The sequence below is a fragment of the Aquifex pyrophilus genome (genome assembly GCF_054656935.1).
Genome location: NZ_BAAHXJ010000016.1, coordinates 20895 through 39872 on the forward strand (window position 1 = coordinate 20895; position 18978 = coordinate 39872).

At 47.8% G+C, this 18978-nt stretch carries 19 protein-coding genes and 1 pseudogene; 8 read left to right on the forward strand and 12 right to left on the reverse strand.

Annotated features, from left to right (window positions below; genetic code table 11):
* Nucleotides 1-10 precede the first annotated feature (10 nt).
* Complete coding sequence (locus ACYQZ0_RS08790) at nucleotides 11-1318, forward strand: (Fe-S)-binding protein (protein WP_459776223.1); 1308 nt, start codon at nucleotides 11-13, stop codon at nucleotides 1316-1318.
* On the forward strand, nucleotides 1315-3009 hold the full coding sequence (locus tag ACYQZ0_RS08795; RefSeq protein ID WP_459776224.1) for a nickel-dependent hydrogenase large subunit: 1695 nt from the start codon (nucleotides 1315-1317) through the stop codon (nucleotides 3007-3009). The genes ACYQZ0_RS08790 and ACYQZ0_RS08795 overlap by 4 nt, the downstream gene beginning before the upstream one ends.
* Here ACYQZ0_RS08795 and hisS read toward each other — a convergent pair.
* A complete protein-coding gene (hisS, locus tag ACYQZ0_RS08800; RefSeq protein ID WP_459776225.1) occupies nucleotides 3006-4217 on the reverse strand; it encodes a histidine--tRNA ligase in 1212 nt (403 codons plus the stop codon). The genes ACYQZ0_RS08795 and hisS overlap by 4 nt on opposite strands.
* A gap of 10 nt (nucleotides 4218-4227) precedes the next feature.
* On the opposite strand from hisS, the gene ACYQZ0_RS08805 reads away from it, so the two are divergent.
* Nucleotides 4228-5526, forward strand: a complete 1299-nt coding sequence (locus tag ACYQZ0_RS08805) for an NfeD family protein (RefSeq protein ID WP_459776226.1) — start codon at nucleotides 4228-4230, stop codon at nucleotides 5524-5526.
* Nucleotides 5498-6157: an ABC transporter ATP-binding protein gene (locus ACYQZ0_RS08810; protein ID WP_459776227.1), complete on the forward strand. Its 660-nt coding sequence runs from the start codon at nucleotides 5498-5500 to the stop codon at nucleotides 6155-6157. Before ACYQZ0_RS08805 ends, ACYQZ0_RS08810 begins: the two co-directional genes overlap by 29 nt.
* On the opposite strand, the gene ACYQZ0_RS08815 is transcribed toward ACYQZ0_RS08810, so the two are convergent.
* Genes ACYQZ0_RS08815 through proB form a run of 7 tightly spaced genes read right to left on the reverse strand, consistent with a single transcriptional unit; the run spans nucleotide 6141 to nucleotide 10353 of the window.
* Nucleotides 6141-6404, reverse strand: a complete 264-nt coding sequence (locus tag ACYQZ0_RS08815) for a prepilin-type N-terminal cleavage/methylation domain-containing protein (RefSeq protein ID WP_459776228.1) — start codon at nucleotides 6402-6404, stop codon at nucleotides 6141-6143. The genes ACYQZ0_RS08810 and ACYQZ0_RS08815 overlap by 17 nt on opposite strands.
* Complete coding sequence (gspG, locus tag ACYQZ0_RS08820; RefSeq protein ID WP_459776229.1) at nucleotides 6401-6802, reverse strand: type II secretion system major pseudopilin GspG; 402 nt, start codon at nucleotides 6800-6802, stop codon at nucleotides 6401-6403. The genes ACYQZ0_RS08815 and gspG overlap by 4 nt, the downstream gene beginning before the upstream one ends.
* Nucleotides 6802-7134, reverse strand: a complete 333-nt coding sequence (locus ACYQZ0_RS08825) for a thioredoxin family protein (protein ID WP_459776230.1) — start codon at nucleotides 7132-7134, stop codon at nucleotides 6802-6804. The genes gspG and ACYQZ0_RS08825 overlap by 1 nt, the downstream gene beginning before the upstream one ends.
* A gap of 2 nt (nucleotides 7135-7136) precedes the next feature.
* Nucleotides 7137-7481, reverse strand: coding sequence for a hypothetical protein (locus ACYQZ0_RS08830; RefSeq protein ID WP_459776231.1), 345 nt, complete (start codon nucleotides 7479-7481; stop codon nucleotides 7137-7139).
* 43 nt (nucleotides 7482-7524) lie between these two features.
* Complete coding sequence (gene nuoF, locus ACYQZ0_RS08835; protein WP_459776232.1) at nucleotides 7525-8805, reverse strand: NADH-quinone oxidoreductase subunit NuoF; 1281 nt, start codon at nucleotides 8803-8805, stop codon at nucleotides 7525-7527.
* Complete coding sequence (gene nuoE / locus ACYQZ0_RS08840) at nucleotides 8780-9262, reverse strand: NADH-quinone oxidoreductase subunit NuoE (protein WP_459776233.1); 483 nt, start codon at nucleotides 9260-9262, stop codon at nucleotides 8780-8782. Before nuoE ends, nuoF begins: the two co-directional genes overlap by 26 nt.
* Before the next feature lie 20 nt (nucleotides 9263-9282).
* Nucleotides 9283-10353 (reverse strand): glutamate 5-kinase, encoded by a 1071-nt coding sequence (proB, locus tag ACYQZ0_RS08845; protein WP_459776234.1) that lies wholly within the window; start codon nucleotides 10351-10353, stop codon nucleotides 9283-9285.
* Nucleotides 10354-10369: 16 nt separating this feature from the next.
* Between proB and sreA the strand changes: the two are divergent.
* The 3 genes and pseudogenes from sreA (at nucleotide 10370) to sreC (ending at nucleotide 15139) form a co-directional block, all read left to right on the forward strand.
* Nucleotides 10370-13334 (forward strand): annotated as a pseudogene (sreA, locus tag ACYQZ0_RS08850) (sulfur reductase subunit SreA).
* A 16-nt stretch (nucleotides 13335-13350) separates the two neighbouring features.
* Complete coding sequence (gene sreB / locus ACYQZ0_RS08855; RefSeq protein WP_459776235.1) at nucleotides 13351-14109, forward strand: sulfur reductase subunit SreB; 759 nt, start codon at nucleotides 13351-13353, stop codon at nucleotides 14107-14109.
* A 13-nt stretch (nucleotides 14110-14122) separates the two neighbouring features.
* Nucleotides 14123-15139: a sulfur reductase subunit SreC gene (gene sreC / locus ACYQZ0_RS08860; RefSeq protein WP_459776236.1), complete on the forward strand. Its 1017-nt coding sequence runs from the start codon at nucleotides 14123-14125 to the stop codon at nucleotides 15137-15139.
* On the opposite strand, the gene ACYQZ0_RS08865 is transcribed toward sreC, so the two are convergent.
* Genes ACYQZ0_RS08865 through ACYQZ0_RS08880 form a run of 4 tightly spaced genes read right to left on the reverse strand, consistent with a single transcriptional unit; the run spans nucleotide 15130 to nucleotide 18272 of the window.
* Nucleotides 15130-16314 (reverse strand): MFS transporter, encoded by a 1185-nt coding sequence (locus ACYQZ0_RS08865; RefSeq protein ID WP_459776237.1) that lies wholly within the window; start codon nucleotides 16312-16314, stop codon nucleotides 15130-15132. The two genes, sreC and ACYQZ0_RS08865, sit on opposite strands and share 10 nt — an antisense overlap.
* 15 nt (nucleotides 16315-16329) lie before the next feature.
* Nucleotides 16330-16566 (reverse strand): hypothetical protein, encoded by a 237-nt coding sequence (locus ACYQZ0_RS08870; protein ID WP_459776238.1) that lies wholly within the window; start codon nucleotides 16564-16566, stop codon nucleotides 16330-16332.
* Nucleotides 16567-16594: 28 nt separating this feature from the next.
* On the reverse strand, nucleotides 16595-17320 hold the full coding sequence (gene truA / locus ACYQZ0_RS08875; RefSeq protein ID WP_459776239.1) for a tRNA pseudouridine(38-40) synthase TruA: 726 nt from the start codon (nucleotides 17318-17320) through the stop codon (nucleotides 16595-16597).
* A complete protein-coding gene (locus ACYQZ0_RS08880; protein ID WP_459776240.1) occupies nucleotides 17313-18272 on the reverse strand; it encodes a bifunctional phosphoglucose/phosphomannose isomerase in 960 nt (319 codons plus the stop codon). Before ACYQZ0_RS08880 ends, truA begins: the two co-directional genes overlap by 8 nt.
* A 42-nt stretch (nucleotides 18273-18314) precedes the next feature.
* On the opposite strand from ACYQZ0_RS08880, the gene ACYQZ0_RS08885 reads away from it, so the two are divergent.
* Nucleotides 18315-18926: a hypothetical protein gene (locus ACYQZ0_RS08885; protein ID WP_459776241.1), complete on the forward strand. Its 612-nt coding sequence runs from the start codon at nucleotides 18315-18317 to the stop codon at nucleotides 18924-18926.
* Nucleotides 18927-18978: the final 52 nt, after the last annotated feature.

Here is an 18978-nt window from a genome sequence, read left to right on the forward strand (position 1 = left end):
GAGGAGTAATATGGTAAAAGTTGAGCACAAGGAAGAGATAACAGAAAGGGATATAAAGGCCTTTTACGATTTCTGTAAGGAGTCCATAAACTCGGAGGTTGCCGCATACCTTGAGGCCTGTGTGAGGTGCGGACTTTGTGCGGAAGCCTGTCACTTCTACATGGGAGAGAACGTGTCGGGGAAGATAGACCCTACACTCACACCGGCGTATAAGGCTGACCTTCTCAGGGAGATATACAAGGAAAATTACACGCTCCTCGGAAGGGTAAAAAAGCTCCTCGGTTTCGGAGTGAAGATAAAGCCGGAGGACCTAAAGGAACAGGTAAGGCTCGCATACTACACCTGCACCATGTGCGACAGGTGCACGAAGATATGCCCCATGGGAATAGATACGCCGAGACTCGTTGCCATAGTGAGGGGAGCGCTCACAAAGGTCGGGCTAACGCCGAAGGACCTTGCGAAAGCCACAAATAAAGCAATAGAGAAGGGAAGCCCCCTGGGTGTTGATATACCCACATTCCTGAGCCGTATTGAGTTTATATCCGACGAATGGGAGGTTGATATTCCCGTTGACCAGGAAGCGGAATACCTATACATACCCTCCTCCATAGAGCTAATGAAGTATCCATCCTCGGTCGCATCCGCCGCAAAGATACTGAACCACAGTGGTGTTAGCTGGACAGTTTCAACGAAAGCCCACGAGGCTACAAACTTCGGCCTCTTTGTCCAGAGCAAGGAGGTTACGAGGGAGCTCCTGAAGAGGATTCTTGATGGTGCAAAGGAGCTTGGGATAAAAACGATTATAGCCCCCGAGTGCGGACACGCTTACCAATCAATGAGGTTTGTTGCCTCCAATATATTCCCGGGAGAGTGGAACTTTGAGATACTCAATATCGTTGAGTTTATCCACAAGATGGTAAGGGAAGGAAGGCTTAACCTCTCAAAGAAGGTCATAGACAGGATTACCCTTCACGACTCCTGTCAGATAGGAAGGAGGGGAGGCGTTCTAAGGGAGCCGAGGGAAATTCTCAAACTGATAGCGGAGGACTTCAGGGATTCCGTTGAGTTTCCCGAGAAAAACGTATGCTGCGGAGGAGGCGGAGGCGTAGTCGTTGAGCACGAGGCGGATTACCACAGGCAGAAGGCCTTTCTTGTAAAGGCTGAGCTCTTTGATAAGGCGGGAACCAAGAAGGTTGCATGCTACTGCGCAAACTGCGTGCTCTCCCTTGAGAAGAGCTCAAAGGAGCTAAACAGGGATTACGAGTTTTTAAGCATTGTTGACCTTGTGGCGGAAGCCCTTGAGGAGGAAGAAGGATGAAGAGAGTTGTTGTTGACCCCGTTACAAGAATAGAGGGACACCTCAGGATAGAGGCGGAGGTAAAGAACGGAGTTATAAAGAGAGCTTACAGCTCCGGGACGATGGTAAGGGGAATAGAGATTATCCTTAAGGGAAGGGACCCGAGGGAGGCATGGGCCTTCGCCCAGAGGATATGCGGAGTCTGCACAACCGTTCACGCTTTTGCCTCAATAAGGGCGGTTGAGGATGCCCTTAACATCTCAATCCCCGAAAACGCATCGCTTATAAGAAAGCTCATGATAGGGACGATATTCGTTCACGACCACGTTGTTCATTTTTACCACCTCCACGCCCTTGACTGGGTGAATCCCGTTCAGGCGTTAAAGGCAGACCCCGTAAAGACCTCGGAAATAGCCAGAAAGCTGTCTGATTACGAGAAATCTACACCCGGATACTTTAAAGAGGTCCAGAAGAAGATACTCAAACAGGTGGAAAGGGGACAGCTCGGCATATTCAACAAGGGTTACTGGAACCATCCGGAGTATAAGCTCCCTCCGGAGCTTAACCTCATGTTCATATCCCACTACCTTGATGCCCTTGACTGGCAGGCGAAGATAGTTCAGGTTCACACCATATTCGGAGGGAAAAATCCCCACCCCAACTTTGCGGTCGGAGGAATGCCCTCACCCATAAATCCGGAAAGCGATACTACAATAAACATGGAAAAGCTGAACAGGGTAAAGAGCCTCGTTGATGAGATGAATTACTTCACGGAAAAGGTTTACCTTCCCGACCTGATAGCCCTCGGAAGCTTTTACAAAGAGTGGTTCTTTAAAGGTGAGGGACTCGGGAACTTCCTCGTCCTCGGAGAGCCCGAGGGGGATTCCCACAGGGAAGGAAGGTGGTTCATACCCCCGACATTTATTAAAAACAGAAACCTTGAAGAACCAGAAGAGGTTGATTTAAAGGAGGTTAAGGAGTACGTAACCCACAGTTGGTATAAGTACTCCGTCGGAGACGACAAGCCCCTGCATCCCTGGGAAGGGGAGACCGTATTGAATTACACGGGTCCTGAGCCTCCCTACGAATACCTGAACGTTGAGGGGAAATACTCCTGGCTGAAAGCTCCGAGGTATAAGGAGCACTCCGCGGAGGTCGGTCCCCTCTCAAGAATTCTGGCAATGTATGCGAGGGATTTACACAACGCGAGGGAGCTCGTTGAGGACTCCCTGAAGAAGCTGGAACTTCCCAGAGAGGCCCTCTTTTCCACGCTCGGAAGAACCCTCGCAAGAGGTCTTGAGACATACATATACGCAAACGCCATGAAGGGATGGTTTGATAAGCTCCTTAAAAACGTGAAGGAAGGCAATTATGACGTGTTCAACGACGAGAAATGGGAGCCCTCAACCTGGCCGAGGGAGGCAAAGGGTGTTGGAATAATGGAAGCACCGAGGGGCTCCCTCTCTCACTGGGTTCACATAAAAAATGGAAAGATTGAGAACTACCAGGCGGTTGTTCCTACAACCTGGAACGGCTCACCGAGGGACGCAAAGGGACAGCCCTCCGCATATGAGGCCTCACTCGTAGGACACGAGTTGAAAAACCCGAAAGAGCCCCTTGAGATACTGAGGACCATTCACTCCTTTGACCCCTGTCTCGCCTGTGCGGTTCACCTCTACGGGGACGAAGATATAAGCGTAAAGGTAATTTAAAGCTCCTCAAACTTAACACTCTTTTGCTCTCCCGTCTCCATATCCTTTATCGTTACCTCTCCTTTTGATGCCTCATCTTCCCCCACTATTACCGCATACTTAACGCCGAGCTTATTCGCAAACTCAAGCTGTTTCTTTAGCCCTCCTTTCCTGTAAGAGAGTTCAACAACTTTTCCCTTACTCCTCAGCCTGTCCGCAACCTTAAGAGCGTAAGCGTGAACGTTTCCGAAGGGAATGACGAAGTATATCTCCTCTTCTTCCTTCTCGTCGGGAAGGAGGAGCATAAGCCTTTCAACGCCAAGGGCAAAACCGAGTGCGGGAGTTGGTGGGCCTCCGAGCTCCTCAACGAGGTAATCGTACCTTCCCCCCGCTATCAGCGTAAGTCCCAAGCTGTCGGATACCGCCTCAAAAACGGTTCTCGTGTAGTAATCAAGTCCCCTCACAAGGTTGTAATTCTCCCTGAAGGGAATGTTTAAGGCCTTCAGGTATTCCTTCAGGCTCTCGTAATGTTTCCTGCACTCATCGCAGAGAAAGTCTATCATCTTCGGGGATTCCTTTACAGCTTCCCTGCACGTCTCAACCTTGCAGTCAAGAACTCTGAGGGGATTTCTCTCCATCCTGTTTATACAATCGGAGCATAACTCTTCCCTCACACCCCTCAGGTAATTAAGGAGTGCCTCCCTGTAGGCCTCCCTGTCCTTCTTGCATCCGAGGGAGTTTATCTCTATAACAACGTCTTTTATATCAAGGGCATTCAGTATATCGTAGGTAATCTTTATTATTTCCGCATCCGCGTGAGGCTCAGCGACGCCGAACACCTCAGCTCCAATCTGGTGAAACTGCCTGTACCTCCCCGCCTGGGGCCTCTCATACCTGAACATCGGTCCCTCGTAAAAGAGCTTCACGTAAGGTCTCAGGGCATAAAGCTTGTGCTGAATAAAAGCCCTCACGGTTCCCGCCGTTCCCTCGGGCCTGAGAGCCAACTTCCTCCCTTTCCTGTCCTCAAATACGAACATCTCCTTCTGGACTATGTCGGTAGTCTCCCCAACGCTTCTTTGGAAGAGCTCCGCATACTCAACCACGGGAAGTATAATCTCCTCAAAGTTATAAAGCTTGAGTATCCTCCTTGCTGTATTTGATACCTTTCTGAACTTCTTCGCTTCCTTTCCGAGTATATCGTGAAAACCCCTTACACTCTGAACGGTCATAATATAAGTTATGATAGCCCTTATAACCTTTTTATTACTTTTAGTTTCCCTTGCATTCCCAAAGATATTCGTTGCGGAGTGGGAGGGGCCCATAACCCCGACCGCAGCGGGATACGTTGAGCGCTCCTTAAAAGAAGCTCAGGAAAAGGGAGGGAGCTTATACATTCTCATTCTGAACACCCCGGGCGGACTCGTTGAGAGTATGAGGAAGATTGTTCAGGCTTTTAACACCGCACCCCTCCCCGTCGTTGTATTTGTATATCCTCCGGGTGCGAGGGCAGCTTCCGCCGGTGCAATTATAACGATAGCCGCGGACGTGGCGGCAATGGCCCCCGGAACAAACATAGGCGCTGCCCACCCCGTCATAGCGGGACCCCAGAGGGATAAGAAGAACGACGTTATGTTAAAAAAGGCTCTTGAGGATATGCTCGCATTCGTGAGAGCCATAGCGAAAGAAAAGGGGAGGAACGTAAAAGTGATTGAAAAGATGGTAAAAGAGAGCCTCTCCCTCTCCGCGGAGGAAGCCCTAAAGAAAGGCGTTATAGACCTAATAGCTTACAATTTGGGAGACCTCCTTGAGAAGCTCCACGGTAGGAAGGTGAAGAAACTCGGGAGGGTTTATGAGATAAAAACTAAAGGGAAGGAAGTTGTAAAGGTTGAGCCACTTCTTAGGGAGAAAATTCTTAAGATAATATCAAACCCCACGGTAGCTTATCTGCTTCTCATGATAGGTTTTTACGGCATATTCTTTGAGCTTTACAACCCAGGGGCCGTTATCCCGGGCGTTGTCGGTGCCATATCCCTTCTTTTGGGCCTTTATGGGCTGAGTCTCATATCCGTTAACTGGCTCGCACTCCTTTTAATACTCCTCGGAATTCTCTTCTTCGTTCTTGAGCTCATAACGCCGACCTTCGGGGCATTGACTATCGGAGGGATAATCTCCCTCGTTCTCGGCTCTCTTTTCCTCATTGAGGAAAACTCCCCTTACGGAGAGATACCAAAACAGCTGATTTTCGGCGTTTCCCTTTTCAGCGCGGTTTTCTTCCTGACCGTGGGATACCTCGGCATAAAAGCCCAGAGGAGGAAGAAGATAACGGGAATGGAAGCGATGATAGGTGAGGAGGGGGAGGCTATTACGGACTTTAAAAAGGGGAAGGGAAAGGTGTTCGTTCACGGGGAGATATGGGACGCCTACTCAAAGGAGGATATAAAGAAGGGGGACAGGGTAAAGGTTACGGGAATTAAGGGACTAAGGTTAATGGTTGAGAAGGTAAGGGAAGATGAATCTGGTGGAGCTGAGGAATCTTAAGAAGGTTTACGAGAACGGAACGGTAGCCCTCAGGGGCATAAACCTGGAAGTGAAGAAGGGTGAATTTCTTGGGGTTATGGGTCCATCTGGCTCGGGAAAGAGCACGCTCCTTCACATAATAGGGGGTCTTGATAAGCCCTCGGAGGGTGAGGTCAGGGTTTTCGGAAGGGATATATCCTCCATGAGTGAGGACGAACTCGCCGAACTGAGAAGAAGGAGGATAGCCTACATATTTCAGTTTTATTACCTCCTTGAGGACTTCACGGTTCTTGAAAACCTCACGATTATAGGGGAGCTTCTGGGCATTAAAGAACCCAAAAAGAAGGCTTTGGAGATACTCTCCTTTCTGAGACTCTCCCACAGGATTAACCACAAACCTTACCAGCTTTCCGGAGGCGAACAGCAAAGGGTAGCGATAGGAAGGGCGCTTATGGTTGAGCCCTTCTTAATCCTTGCGGATGAACCCACGGGAAACGTTGACAGCAAGGAAGGCGAGAAGATTTTCAACCTCTTTAAGGATATGAACCAGAGGGGTATAACCTTTATAGTTGCGACCCACAACGAGGAGCTGAGACCTTTCTTCTCAAGGATTGTTTACCTGAGGGACGGGCAAATCATTCAAGAAGAATGAGCTCCATCTCCCCTTTTTTATAAATCCTTACCTTTACCCCGTATTCCTCAAGCTCCCTCTCCTTTATATTTACGCCCTCCCTTATCCCGAGCTTTACGGCCCTGTCCAGGTATGTGAAATCTTCCCATTTACCTTTTATGTCCTCAACTATTTTTATTCCTTGAGAGAGTAAAGAGAAAATGACGGAGAGCGTTAAGCCTATAAGGGTTAAAGCGATAACGGTCTCAAGAAGGGTAAAGCCTCTCATAAATCCCAGACGCTTATGTCGTCCTCCGTGCCCTCAACGCCGTCAGGCCCTGCGGATTTCAGCTCGTAAGGTCTTGAACCCGCCGGCGATACGTAAATGAAGTCGTTCCCCCACCCGTCCTTTGGGAGCTTTTCCATATACTGCTTCCAGTTCTTGGGTTCGGGAGGTACTGTTGGTTTCTCTACGAGGGCCTTCAGCCCCTGTTCCGTCGTCGGATAAAAGCCGTTGTCAAGCTTGAACTGCTCAAGGGCGTTCTTTAAGGCTTTTAGCTGAAGCTTTGTAGTATTTACCCTCGCTTCGTCAACCCTTGAGGTTATTCTCGGAACGATTAATGCGGCGATAAGACCGAGAATGATTAAGACAACGAGAACCTCTATGAGCGTAAAACCCCTTCTCATCACACCATCCTTAAAAGTCTCTTTATGGCCTGCTCTACCATCTCCTCGGTGGGTATGAAGTCGTGTCTGTCAAGCTCCATAGTATCCCTGAAGTAGAGTATTGCAGGGAAGTTGAATATACCGAAGTCCTCAAAGGAGGTGTTTTTAGTAACGTCAAGGTAAAAGAAATCAACCTTGTCGCCGTAAAGCTTTTGGAACTTCTCAAGTATAGGTTTTATCTGTTCGTTTGCGGGGTTGCTCGGGTCCGTGAAAACAACCACAGAAGGCTTCGGGTTCATCATAACAGCCTTGTAAAAGTCTTTATCCGTAACCTCCTTGAATCCTTCAAACATCATTAACCTCCTTCACTTTCGTCCTCGTCGTCTTCCTCAAACTCTATGTAATAACCTCCGTAATACCCCCTCGCGTTGAGGGCGGTGGCCTTAAGGCTGTTCAGGTAGGATATTATATCCTCATAACTCTTTATAAGGTTAACAACCTTCCTGAAATCTTTTCTGTTTAGCTTATTCTTTCTCAGGATATTTCTGAGGGCTATCAGGGTGAGGTTTGCCCTGTTGAACTTCTCCTGCCACTCCCTCCAGAACTCCTTTGAGTTTAGGGGAGCTTTTACATCGTAATACTCAAGGTCTGAAATCTCCTTAAGGAGCTCAAGCTCAATATTTTTAAAAGTTTTCTTCATAAATAATTATTCTGTTTCTGTTAGGGAAAAAAGTAAAGGGGCGTTAAGCCCCAACCTTCTGGAGCTTTTTCTTATACTTTTCCCACTCCTCGGGAAACTTTTCCATTGTCTGCCTTATCAGTCTTCCCGCAACTGCTCCGAGACCGCATATGGATGTTGGTTGTATGTTTCTGTTTACGAAATCAAATCCTTCCCAGTCCTTCTCGTCCGCCTGCCCCTTGTAAATCTTCTCAAGGAGGTTTGCCTGTTCATAACAACCAACCCTGCAGGGGGTGCACTGACCGCAGGTTTCGTGTTCGTAAAACTCCGCAATCTTTAGTGCCGCCTCAACGATGTCATCTTCCTCCGTGAGGACTATAACCGTTCCCGTTCCCCCAAATCCGAGGGGGGAGTAGTCCATGGGAATGTCAAGCTCCTCGTGGGAGAAGCAGTCAAGGGCTCCCGAAAAGACCGCCTTCACCTTCTTGTTTCCGAGGGTTCCCCCTGCGTACTTGAATATAACCTCCCTGAGCGTTGTATTCATAGGGAGCTCGTAAACACCGGGCTTTTTCACCTTACCGCTTACGGGAAAGAGCTTAGGACCCGCGTAATCGCTCGGGCCTATATACCTGTACTCCTCCCATCCCATTGAGATTATGTAAGGAACGTTCGCTATCGTCTCAACGTTGTTAACAACGGTGGGTTTACCCCAGAGACCTTTCTGAACGGGATAGGGTGGTTTGAGCCTCGGGTGTCCCCTTTTTCCTTCAAGGCTCTCTATGAGTGCGGTCTCCTCACCGCAGATGTAAGCTCCCGCACCCCTTGCGACGTATATCTCAAGGTCAAAACCGGAACCCAGTATGTTCTTCCCAAGAAGACCTTTCTTCTTAGCTTCTTCTATTGCATCCCTGAGTATGTAATACCCCGCCGGATACTCTCCCCTTATGTATATGTATGCCTCGTTAGCACCTATGGCGTAGGAAGATATGATTATCCCCTCTATCAAGAGGTGGGGGTCCCTCTCTATGATTATCCTGTCCTTGAAGGTTCCTGGTTCAGACTCGTCCGCGTTGCAGATGAAGTATCTGGGGCCCGGATTTTGGACCGCAAACTTCCACTTTTTACCCGTTGGGAATCCCGCTCCTCCCCTTCCCCTGAGGGTGCTCTTATCAACCCAGTCAATTATCTCCTCGGGGGACATATTAAGGGCTTTCTCAAGGGCCTGGTATCCCCCATCTTTTATGTATTCATCTATCGTATGAACACGAGGCTTTTTAGCCCTCTTTAGAAGCATATTTAAGGTTGTCTCCGCGTAAATCCTAGGTATAGCGGGATAGGACCTCATTTAACTGCACCTCACTTTCAAATTTATACTCGTCCTCATTTATCATAAAAACGGGTGCTTCGGAACACGCACCGAGACACTGAACGGGAACAATCTTAAACTTCCCGTCGGGAGTGGTCTCGCCGGGCTTTATGCCCAGTATCTTCTCAAGGGCCTGAAGGAGCTTATTCTTACCCATGAGGTGGCAAACTATGCTTACGCATACTCTAATCCTGTATTTCGCCTTATCCTCCCTGTCAAACATATCGTAAAAGGCAACAACCCCCTCAACGTGGTTAAGGGGAAGCTCAAGCATATCCGCGAGAGGCTTCAGGCTTTCGGGGGGTATGTAACCGTAGTAGTTCTGTATCTCGTGAAGGCACAGGAGTATGGCCTGTTGCTTTTTGGGAAAGTAGTTTATGTGTTCCTCAAGCTTTTTCTTGAGTTCCTCGGGAAACTCAAACTCCGTTTTAAACATAGATATAAATTTTAAAGACTTTAAAGGAATACAACCATGTTATCTCTGTGTATCACCTCGTCCTTCGTGGTTTTAAGAAGCTCCCTGACCTCTTTCGTTTTCAACCCCTTTATCCTTTCAAGCTCCTGAGAGGAGAAGTTAACCTTTCCCTTTCCGACTATTAACCCCTCCTCGTTAACAACGCTCACAACATCTCCCTTATTGAAAACTCCCTCAACCCTCTTTATGCCCGCGGGGAGGAGGCTTTTTCCCTCCTTTAGAGCCTTTACCGCTCCCTCATCCACAACTATTACACCCTTTGGCTCTTCAAGTGTTGCTATCACCTTTAGAGCGTTCCTCAGCTTCCTCCTTGAGGGCTTAAAGAGCGTTCCCTTGGTCTTGAAGTTCACTATATCCTCAAGGGAGTCTTCCTTCCCAGTTATTATTACGGGAATGTTTAAGGTTGTTGCGAGCCTCGTTGCTTCCAGCTTGCTCCTCATGCCTCCCGTTCCGAAGCTCGTTCCCGTTCCCTTTACGTATTTAAAGGCTTCCTCAACACTCTCAACGACGGGAATTACCCTGTCCCCGTGGTCCCTAAGCCCCCCCGCGCTTGAGAATATGACGAGGAGGTTTGCACCAATGGTAAAGGAGACGTATACCGCGAGAAAATCGTTATCACCGAATATAAGCTCGCTCACCGCAACCGCATCGTTCTCGTTAATAACTGGGATTATCCCCATCTCAAGGAGTTTATTGAGTGTATTTTTAGCGTTCGTGAACCTATCCTTATTTTTTGCGGAAAAAACGTCCTTCGTGAGGAGTACCTGTCCCACCATAAGCCCGTAGTTTGAGAAAACGGTGTCGTAAAGATGCATAAGGTATGCCTGACCTACCGCGGAAAGGGCTTGTTTCGTTATTAAATCCCTCGGCTTTTCCCTTATACCCAGCTTTTTCGCTCCCGAGAGAACCGCTCCCGAGGAAACTATTAAGAACTCGTATCCCTTCCCTTTTAGCCTTTTTATCTCTTCCGCCAGCTTTGATAGAAACCTGAGGTCTATGTCCCCTTCGGGTGTCTCAAGGAGGTTTGAGCCTATCTTCAGGACGATTCTCATTCCTTAGAGATTTTAAATCCCTTTCCAGCTTATAGGCCTTATAAGTAAGTCTTATAATACCTTAAGGAAGTGTGTCATCTACATCTTAAGCGAAGTATTTATTCTTAAAAGAAGTTAAGGAGGGAACTTCTATGGAAATCGGCGGAAGCTTTTACGAAAAGAAGTATTACAGCACCTGTTATATGTGTGCTTGCCGTTGCGGTATAGAGGTTTACGTTAGAAACGGTAGAGTTACATACATAAAGGGAAACGATGACCACCCTTTAAATAAAGGTGTTCTCTGTGCCAAGGGTTCCTCGGGAATAATGAAAGAATACTCACCCGCAAGGTTGAGAAAGCCCCTCCTCAGGGTAGGACCAAGAGGTTCGGGGCAGTTTAAGGAGATAGAGTGGGACGAAGCCCTTGAGATTGCAGCCAAATGGATAAGGGAAGCTGCCCAGAAGAACCCCGCAAAGGTCGCCTTCTTCACGGGAAGGGACCAGATGCAGGCCATAAACGGATGGTTTGCGGGGCAGATAGGAACGATAAACTGGGCTGCACACGGGGGATTTTGCTCCGTTAACGTCGCAGCAGCAGGACTTATGTCCGTTGGATACTCCTTCTGGGAGTTCGGAGACCCCGACTTTGAACACACCAAGTACTTTATGATGATAGGCGTTGCGGAGGACCACGCCTCCAACCCCTTCAAGCTCGGAATACAGGAGCTCAAGAGAAGGGGAGGAAAGTTCGTATTTGTTAACCCCGTGAGGTGGAGCTACGGAGCGATAGCGGACGAGTGGATTCCCATAAAGCCCGGAACGGACGGAGCTTTTATACTGGGACTTGCCCACGTTCTGTTTAAGTACAACCTCATAGACTGGGAGTTCCTGAAAGAGTACACGAACGCCCCCTGGCTTGTCATTCAGGCACCCGGAACCCCCAAGGACGGACTCTTTTACAGAAACGAAGAAGGAAAACCGATGGTATTTGACAAGAAATCAAACAGCTTTAAGCCCGCGGATCGCATAGTTCCCGAAAACCTTGACCCCGCATTCATAGGTGAGTTTGAGACACCAGAAGGTTATAAGGTAAGACCCGCCTTTGATATATTCGCGGAAAGGATAGTTAAGGATTACACCCCCGAAAAGGTATCAAAGATTACGGGCATACCTGCGGAGACGATAGAGAGGATAGCCAAGGAGCTCGGAGTTACCGCCCTCTACGACCCCATAGAGCTCCCGATAGAGTGGACCGACGTATGGGGAAGGAAGCACAAGACTATGAAGGGAAGACCCGTTTCCTTCCACATAATGAGGGGAATAGCTTCCCACTCAAACGGATACCAGACAGCAAGGGCGGTATTCGTTCTTATGATGCTTCTCGGTTGCATAGACAGACCCGGCGGACACCTCGCAAAACCCCCCTACCCCAAGCATATAGAGGACCTTCCAAAACCCAAGAAGATAAACTCTCTTGATGAACTTGAGTTCGGAAAACCCTACGGACCTCACCTCGGAATACCCCAAAGCCCCGATGACCTCCTCGTTGATGAGAACGGAAATCCCCTCAGAATAGACAGGGCTTATAGCTGGGAGTTCCCCATAGCTGCCCATGGACTTATACAGAACGTGATACCCGCCGCTTATGAGAGAAATCCCTACGACATAGAGGTTCTCATGATTTACATGGCAAATATGGCTTGGAACTCCTCCCAGAACATACCCTACATCCTTAAAGCCCTTACCGCAAAGGACGCAAGCGGAAACTACGTAATTCCGAAGATAATTACGATAGATGCCTTCTACAGCGAGATGGTCGCTTACTCGGACCTCGTCCTGCCGGATGCGACCTACCTTGAACAGTGGTTTGCCCTCTCACTCCTTGACAGACCGCCCTCCGTTGCCTCGGGACCCGTTGATGCGATTAGGCAACCCATAGTTGAGCCGAGGGACCTCAAAGGTGAAAAGCTTGATGTTCTCCCCTGGGGAGAGATAATGGTAAGACTCGGGACTAAGCTCGGACTTCCCGGATTCGTTAACGAGGACGGAACTCCCAAGTATAAGGACTGGAAGGACTTTCTCATAAACTGGCAACCCCAGCCCGGCGTGGGAGCACTTGCGGGATGGAGAGGAAAGAACGGGGATAAGCACTTTGTGGGAGAGCCGAACCCCAACCAGCTTGAGATGTACGCAAAGAACAAGGGATTCTTCTACTATCCCCTTCCCGAGCACATGCGTTATTACAGGTATGCAAACAAGGACTACCTTGAGTGGGCAAAGAGCGTTAAGTTCGTAAAGAGGACCGACCCCATAATTATGAACTTCTACGTTGAAACCCTCCAGAAGTTCAGGCTCGCGGGACAAGGTCTCTGGGAAGGGGAAAAACAGCCTCCCAATGACCCCGTAATCAGGGAAAGGCTCGTCAGATACTTTGACCCTCTACCCTTCTGGTATCCTCCCTTTGAGGAAGAAGTAAGCGGTGATGATTATCCCCTTTACGCATTCACGAAAAGACCCCAGTGGATGTATCACTCCTGGGACTCCCAGAACGCATGGCTCAGGCAGATATCAACGAGAAACTACCTTTACATGAACCCCAAGACCGCTAAGAAGCTCGGTATAAAGCACCTTGACTGGGTCTGGGTTGAGTCAAGGATAGGAAAGGTTAAGTGTCAGGTATTCCTCACCGAGTGCACCGAGCCAAACTCCGTATGGACCTGGAACGCTATCGGTAAGATGATAGGAGCTTGGGGGCTCAAGCCCGAAGCGGAAGAGGGACACCAGGGATTCCTCCTCAACCACGTAATACCCCACTCCATAAGAATGGGAGGAAGGGAGTTCTACTACGGAGACCCAATTACGGGACACCTCGCCTGGTTTGATACGAAGGTAAGGGTTTACAAAGCTGAAGACCAAACGCCCGAGACCTATCCCGAGTTTAAGGTTGAGCCCCTCCCCTACATTAAGGAAAGGTGGGTTGAACTTTTAAGGTATAAACCTTAAGTAAGGAGGTAGAAAGATGCCCCAGTATGCTCTCGTTATAGATTTGAATACTTGTGTTGGTTGCCACGCCTGTGCTACAAACTGCAAGGAGTGGAACACTCAGGCGGCTTTTGGACCCTTATCCGATTACGACCCCTTCGGAGCACACCCTTCGGGAGTTTGGTATAACAGGATATTCACCTACGAGATGGGTGAGTTTCCCGAAACGCAGGTGTTCCACCTTCCAAAGTCCTGTCTCCACTGTCAGGACGCTCCGTGTGTTCCCGTCTGTCCGACGGGTGCAAGCTACAAGAGGGAGCAGGACGGTATAGTCCTTGTAAATTACGACGACTGCATAGGCTGTAAGCTTTGCTCCTGGGCATGCCCCTACGGATGCCGTGAGTTTGATGAAGCGGATAAGGTTATGAAGAAGTGCACCCTCTGTATAGACAGGATTTACGACGAAACCCTTCCCCCCGAACACAGACAGCCAGCATGCGTTCTCACGTGCCCCGCAAGGGCAAGATTCTTCGGAGATATTGAGGACCCGAACAGCGAGGTTTACAAGCTAATCAAGGAGAGAAACGGCTTTGTTCTCTTCCCCGACATGGGAACAAACCCCGCAAACCACTACCTGCCGAGACAGGAAACTAAGATAAACCTTGAGGAGTTTGAAAAGCACATCCTGAAACCCGATAACCCCCTATTCCTTGAGGTTCTAAGAAGACATCACACATCCGCAGGGCAGAAAGCGACGGAGGAAAAACCTGAGGAAGCTTACGAAGAACTACCATAAAAGGAGGTAAGAGATGCACCCGCCGATTTCCCTTATATTCTTCTTTTTAACCGCAGGAACTTCCATAGGGCTCTTTATCTTCACCTATTTCATTGAGTTTCTCACCCTTTTCGGAAAAGGTCAGGGACTTCCTAAGGAAGTTGTTCTTTTATCGGGAGTCATAAGTCTCATACTCATAGGTATAGGTGCGATAGGAGCGTCCTTCCACCTGGGACACAAGCTGAGGGCTTGGAAGGCTATAAAGAGGTTTAACACCTCTTGGCTCTCAAGGGAAGCGGTATTCAGCGGAGCTTACGGATTTACACTTCTCATTTACCTCGTCCTTAAATACTTTGAGGTTTCTCCCTTCCTTGAACATACCTTTGGAATAATAACTTGGATTCTCGGAATTCTAAGCGGTTTCTCAACCGCTATGATTTATGCATCAAACAAGTTCGTCCTTGAGTGGAACACGGGAATAACGGTTATTTACTACCTCTTAATGTATCTAATGCTGGGCTCTTCAGCCTTCACGATAATATCCTACTTCTATAACCTGCCCTATACGGGAACATTCCTATTCCTCACCTTCCTCTTCGTTCTCCTCGGATTTGGCTTCAGACTTGCCTTCAACATAAGGCAGTTTTACATCAAACGTCCCACCCTTAACGAAGCCCTGAACCTCCCTCACAACAGACCCATAAGGGTTATAGACAAAAGCTCAACGACCGACAATTACTGCACGACCGAGTTTTACTACGCAAAGGGAAAGCAGATGCTTCCCACATTCATACCACTTGCATACTTATTTACCTTCATACTTCCCCTATTTCTTCTTATATACGTTTACATAACGGGAACCGTTAATATGTTTCTCCTGTCAACGATTTACCTATCCATACTCGTGGGAAGTGCTATAGAAAGGTGGTGCTTCTTCGTTGAAGGAAACCATGTCCAGAACCTCTTTTACGGACTTTACCCAGAAGAGGGATACAGGCTCAGGAAGGGATACATGGAGAGAAAGGAAACGAGAATATCCCTCTACGGCTGAGCTTCCCTCTTCTTTATCTCAACTCCTTTTATCCAGAGGGCTACGAATATAAACCATAACAGGGAGATGAGGAAATCCGTAATGAGAAGGTAATCCTTTCCGAGCTTCAGGAATATACCTCCCAGAATTCCTCCGAGAAATGCCCCCATAAACTGAATAGTATTGTAAACTCCGACCGCTATTCCCCTTTTCTCGGGCCCCGCAAACTTCGTGAGAAGGGAAGGAAGAATTGGTTCAAGGAGGTGAAAACCTATAAAGAAGAGAAGAAGCATTAAAAATACTCCGTAAATATTCTTAAGGAGAATGTGAATAAGAAATCCCAGAGAGATTAGAAGTATTCCCGAAAGGTAAACGGGTTTTATCTTCCCCCTCTTTTCCGCAAAGATTATCGCGGGAACCATTATAGCGAGGGATATAAGGATAACGGGTAGGTATATCTTCCAGTGCTCGGGTTTTGGTATGTTGTAGTTTTCTATAAGCTCAATGGGTATAACCGTGAATATGGATACGAGAATGAGGTGAAGAATACCTATAGAGAGGTCAACCGCCATCTGATTTTTATCGGTGAGTATTTGGGGAAGGAGCTTTAAGAAGGGCTCTATCTCCTTTTCATGTCTCTTTGGTTCGTGAATGAAGAGAAGGAGATAAAGGAGTGCGAGAAGGGAGAGGGCTCCCGTAAGGAAGAATATAAAGGGAACTCCAAACTTGCCCGCGAGAACGGGGGCGGCTACTATGCTGAAGGCGAAGGTCATTCCTATTGCCGCACCTATATGGGCGAAGGCTACCGTTCTCACCTCCTCCCTTATGAGGTCCGCCGAGAGGGCTATCGCCGCGGAGGATATGGCACCCGCTCCCTGAAGGAAACGGGCTATCAGCATGGTCCAGATATTCTGGGCAACTCCTCCGAGGAAGCTACCCAGGGCATATATGAGAAGTCCTACGGTTATAACTCCCTTCCTTGAGTATTTATCCGAAAGGTATCCGAAGGGAATCTGGAGCAGTGCCTGGGTTAGTCCGTATATACCTACCGCAAGACCCGTTAAAAGAGGGGTACTTCCCGAAAGTTTCTTAACATAGGGGGCGAGAACGGGAAGGAGAAGAAAGAGCCCGAGAAATCTCGCGACAACTACGAAGGTTATTCCCGCTACAACCTTTTTCTCTTCCTTGGTAAGCATAAAGGAAATTTTAACTCAGATATCCTCTATATCCTCACCCCTGAGAAGTCTCTGGGCATAGTTAACACACGCTAACACCATAAACCAGAGAGCATGGTGCTGAGTGTTGTTAAAGTTTTCCTTAACGAGGAGCGTTCCATCGTCCTTCTCAACAACAGTTATATACTTGAAGGCTTCTTGGGCAAGTGCCTTGTTTCTTACCTTCTGGAGTATTCTTTCCTTTACCCAGTCGGGTAGCGGTCTCTCTCTCATGTTAATAAAGGATAATGAAATCAAGGTTTTAGAGTATGACCTTTTCAAGGTGGAGTCCCTGGGGAGGTGCGGTGTATGGGGCTTTTCCCTTCCCTTTAAGGAGCTCCTCCATTAATGAGGGTTCGTAAACCCCGAGGGCTATTTTTACAGCGGTTCCCACAATCCTTCTCACCATATACCTCAGGAAGTGGGAAGCCCTAAGCCTTATCTCTATAAGTTTTCCTTCTCTTTTCAGGCTCACCTCTTCAAGGTTTATGACCGTGTTTTTTTCCTCCTCAAGTTTTGCAAAAGCCCTAAAGTCGTGTTCTCCCCTAACTAGCTCAAGAGTTCTTTTTAGAAGCTCAAAGTTTATCCCCTTCTTTACCTGCCAGGTAAAGGGATATAGAAAGGGGTTTCTCACTTCCGAGTTCCATATCTTGTAAAGGTAAACCTTTCCCTTCACGGAATACCTTGCGTTAAACTCGGGGGAGACCTTTCTCACCTCGTAAACGCCTATATCCTTCGGAAGTATTCCGTTTAGAGCAAGTAAGAGCTTTTCCTCGGGAAAATCCTTTTTGGCCTTAAAGTTTGCAACGTAATCAAGGGCGTGGACTCCCGCATCCGTTCTGCAACATCCTATCACTTTAATCTCTTCGTTAAATATCTTTGAGAGGGCTTCCTGGAGGACTCCCTGAACAGTCCTCTCCTTGGGCTGAACCTGCCACCCCGAAAAGTTTGTTCCGACGAAGGCAAGCCGAAGGAGATAATTAATCATACTTTTTAAGCTCTTCCTTTATCCTCTCAATAGTATCTACTTTTAATGAGTCGTATCCGTAAAGCTCAGCCAGCTTTACGCTCACCCAGTCCGCAAGGTGAACGAGGTAGAGGCTCCTTGAGAGGTATGAGTTCCCTTCTCCCTTCAGCACTATGGGGACTATTCCCATATCCTTTAAGAGTTTTAGGGTTATATCAACCCTGAGTTTTACCCTGTGGTGGTCTTTCGCGTCATACATAACTATGTAGTGAAACTTGTTTCTCAGGGATGGGTTATTCCAGCCCATTACCTCGTTATGGTGCATCTCGGGTAGGACCGCGTAATAAAGGGGTGTTTTTGCATTCTCGTTTATCTGTCCCTTCCACCTTTCCGCTATGGCATCGGTGAGGGGCGTTGAGTAAACTACGGGAACGTAGCCGTAAAGCCTTTCCGCTATCCTATACCCTTCTTCCTTTATTTTGTTAAGATTTTCCCTTACGTTCTCCTTTGCGTCCTCCATCTCCTCTGGAGATATTCCCACGAGACACAAGGCCTTTGAGAGGAGGTAACCGAAAGCGTATCTCGGCTGAAAGCCTTTCGGAACTTCGTAAACTTCACACCCGTTTTTCTCCGCAAGCTCCTTTAACTTTCCACCCGAGGTTATACATACGGGCTTTATGCCCCTTTTCAGGGCCTCCTCAAAGTTTGAGAGTGTTTCCTCCGTGTTTCCGCTGTAGCTTATGCAAACAACGAGATAACTATCATCAACGAAGGGAGGAAGCTCGTAACCTTTTACGACAAAGGAGGGAATCTTTACACCCCTGTGATTTAACCATTTACTCGCAAAGGTTCCAGCTATTCCCGACCCCCCCATTCCGCAGAAGACAATACCCTTATAACCGCTCAGGTCCTTACCTATATCTTCGTAAACTATCTGCTCGTAAAATCCTTCAAGTAAACCCTCAACCCCCATGTCTTGATTTTAGCTTAAAATAAACCTGAGCGTTCAGGGAATATGAGGGAAGTTGTTATAAATTCCGTAAAGAGCCTTTTTCTTACACCCGAGTTTCTCATTCCCTGGATATTCTTCTTTACCGTTCTCCTCGTTATAACTCCTTTGCCATACGTAGGTATGGTTTCCTTTTATCTTCTCCTCCTACTTGTGAACTCAACGGTTATGCATTTCACCGAAGTGTTGAAGCATAACGAGAGCTACGAGATAAGGAGGGTTCTGCTTCCGAAAAGTTCGGTGTTCAGCTACACCCTTTCCGAGGCGGTTTACCTCTATCTCGTTGCGGTTCTCTCTTATTTATTTACGAAGTTTTACATAGTTTTGGGACTTTGGTGGTTGTTTTATAAACCTTACCTCTCAAAGGAGCTTTACATAGCGAGAACCTTCAAGGAAGGATTTCAGTCTATACTCGTTCTCCTTTTGTTTCCAAACGGAAGGTATGCGAAGGTCGGTATCAAGTGGCTTTTTGTATCCCTTCCCCTTCTCCTTCTTTTTACAGCTTTGCTTCTCTCGGTCGCGGGAATTCTTCTCGCTTCCCTGGTTGCCCTAATGTTCTGTCTTCTTCTTTCCAACTTTACCCTTTACACCCTTGAGTATGTGAAGAGCCTCGATTAAGTCTCACAGCAGGATTTTTTCCTTTTCTTGCTCCTGTAAATGAGGTAAATAC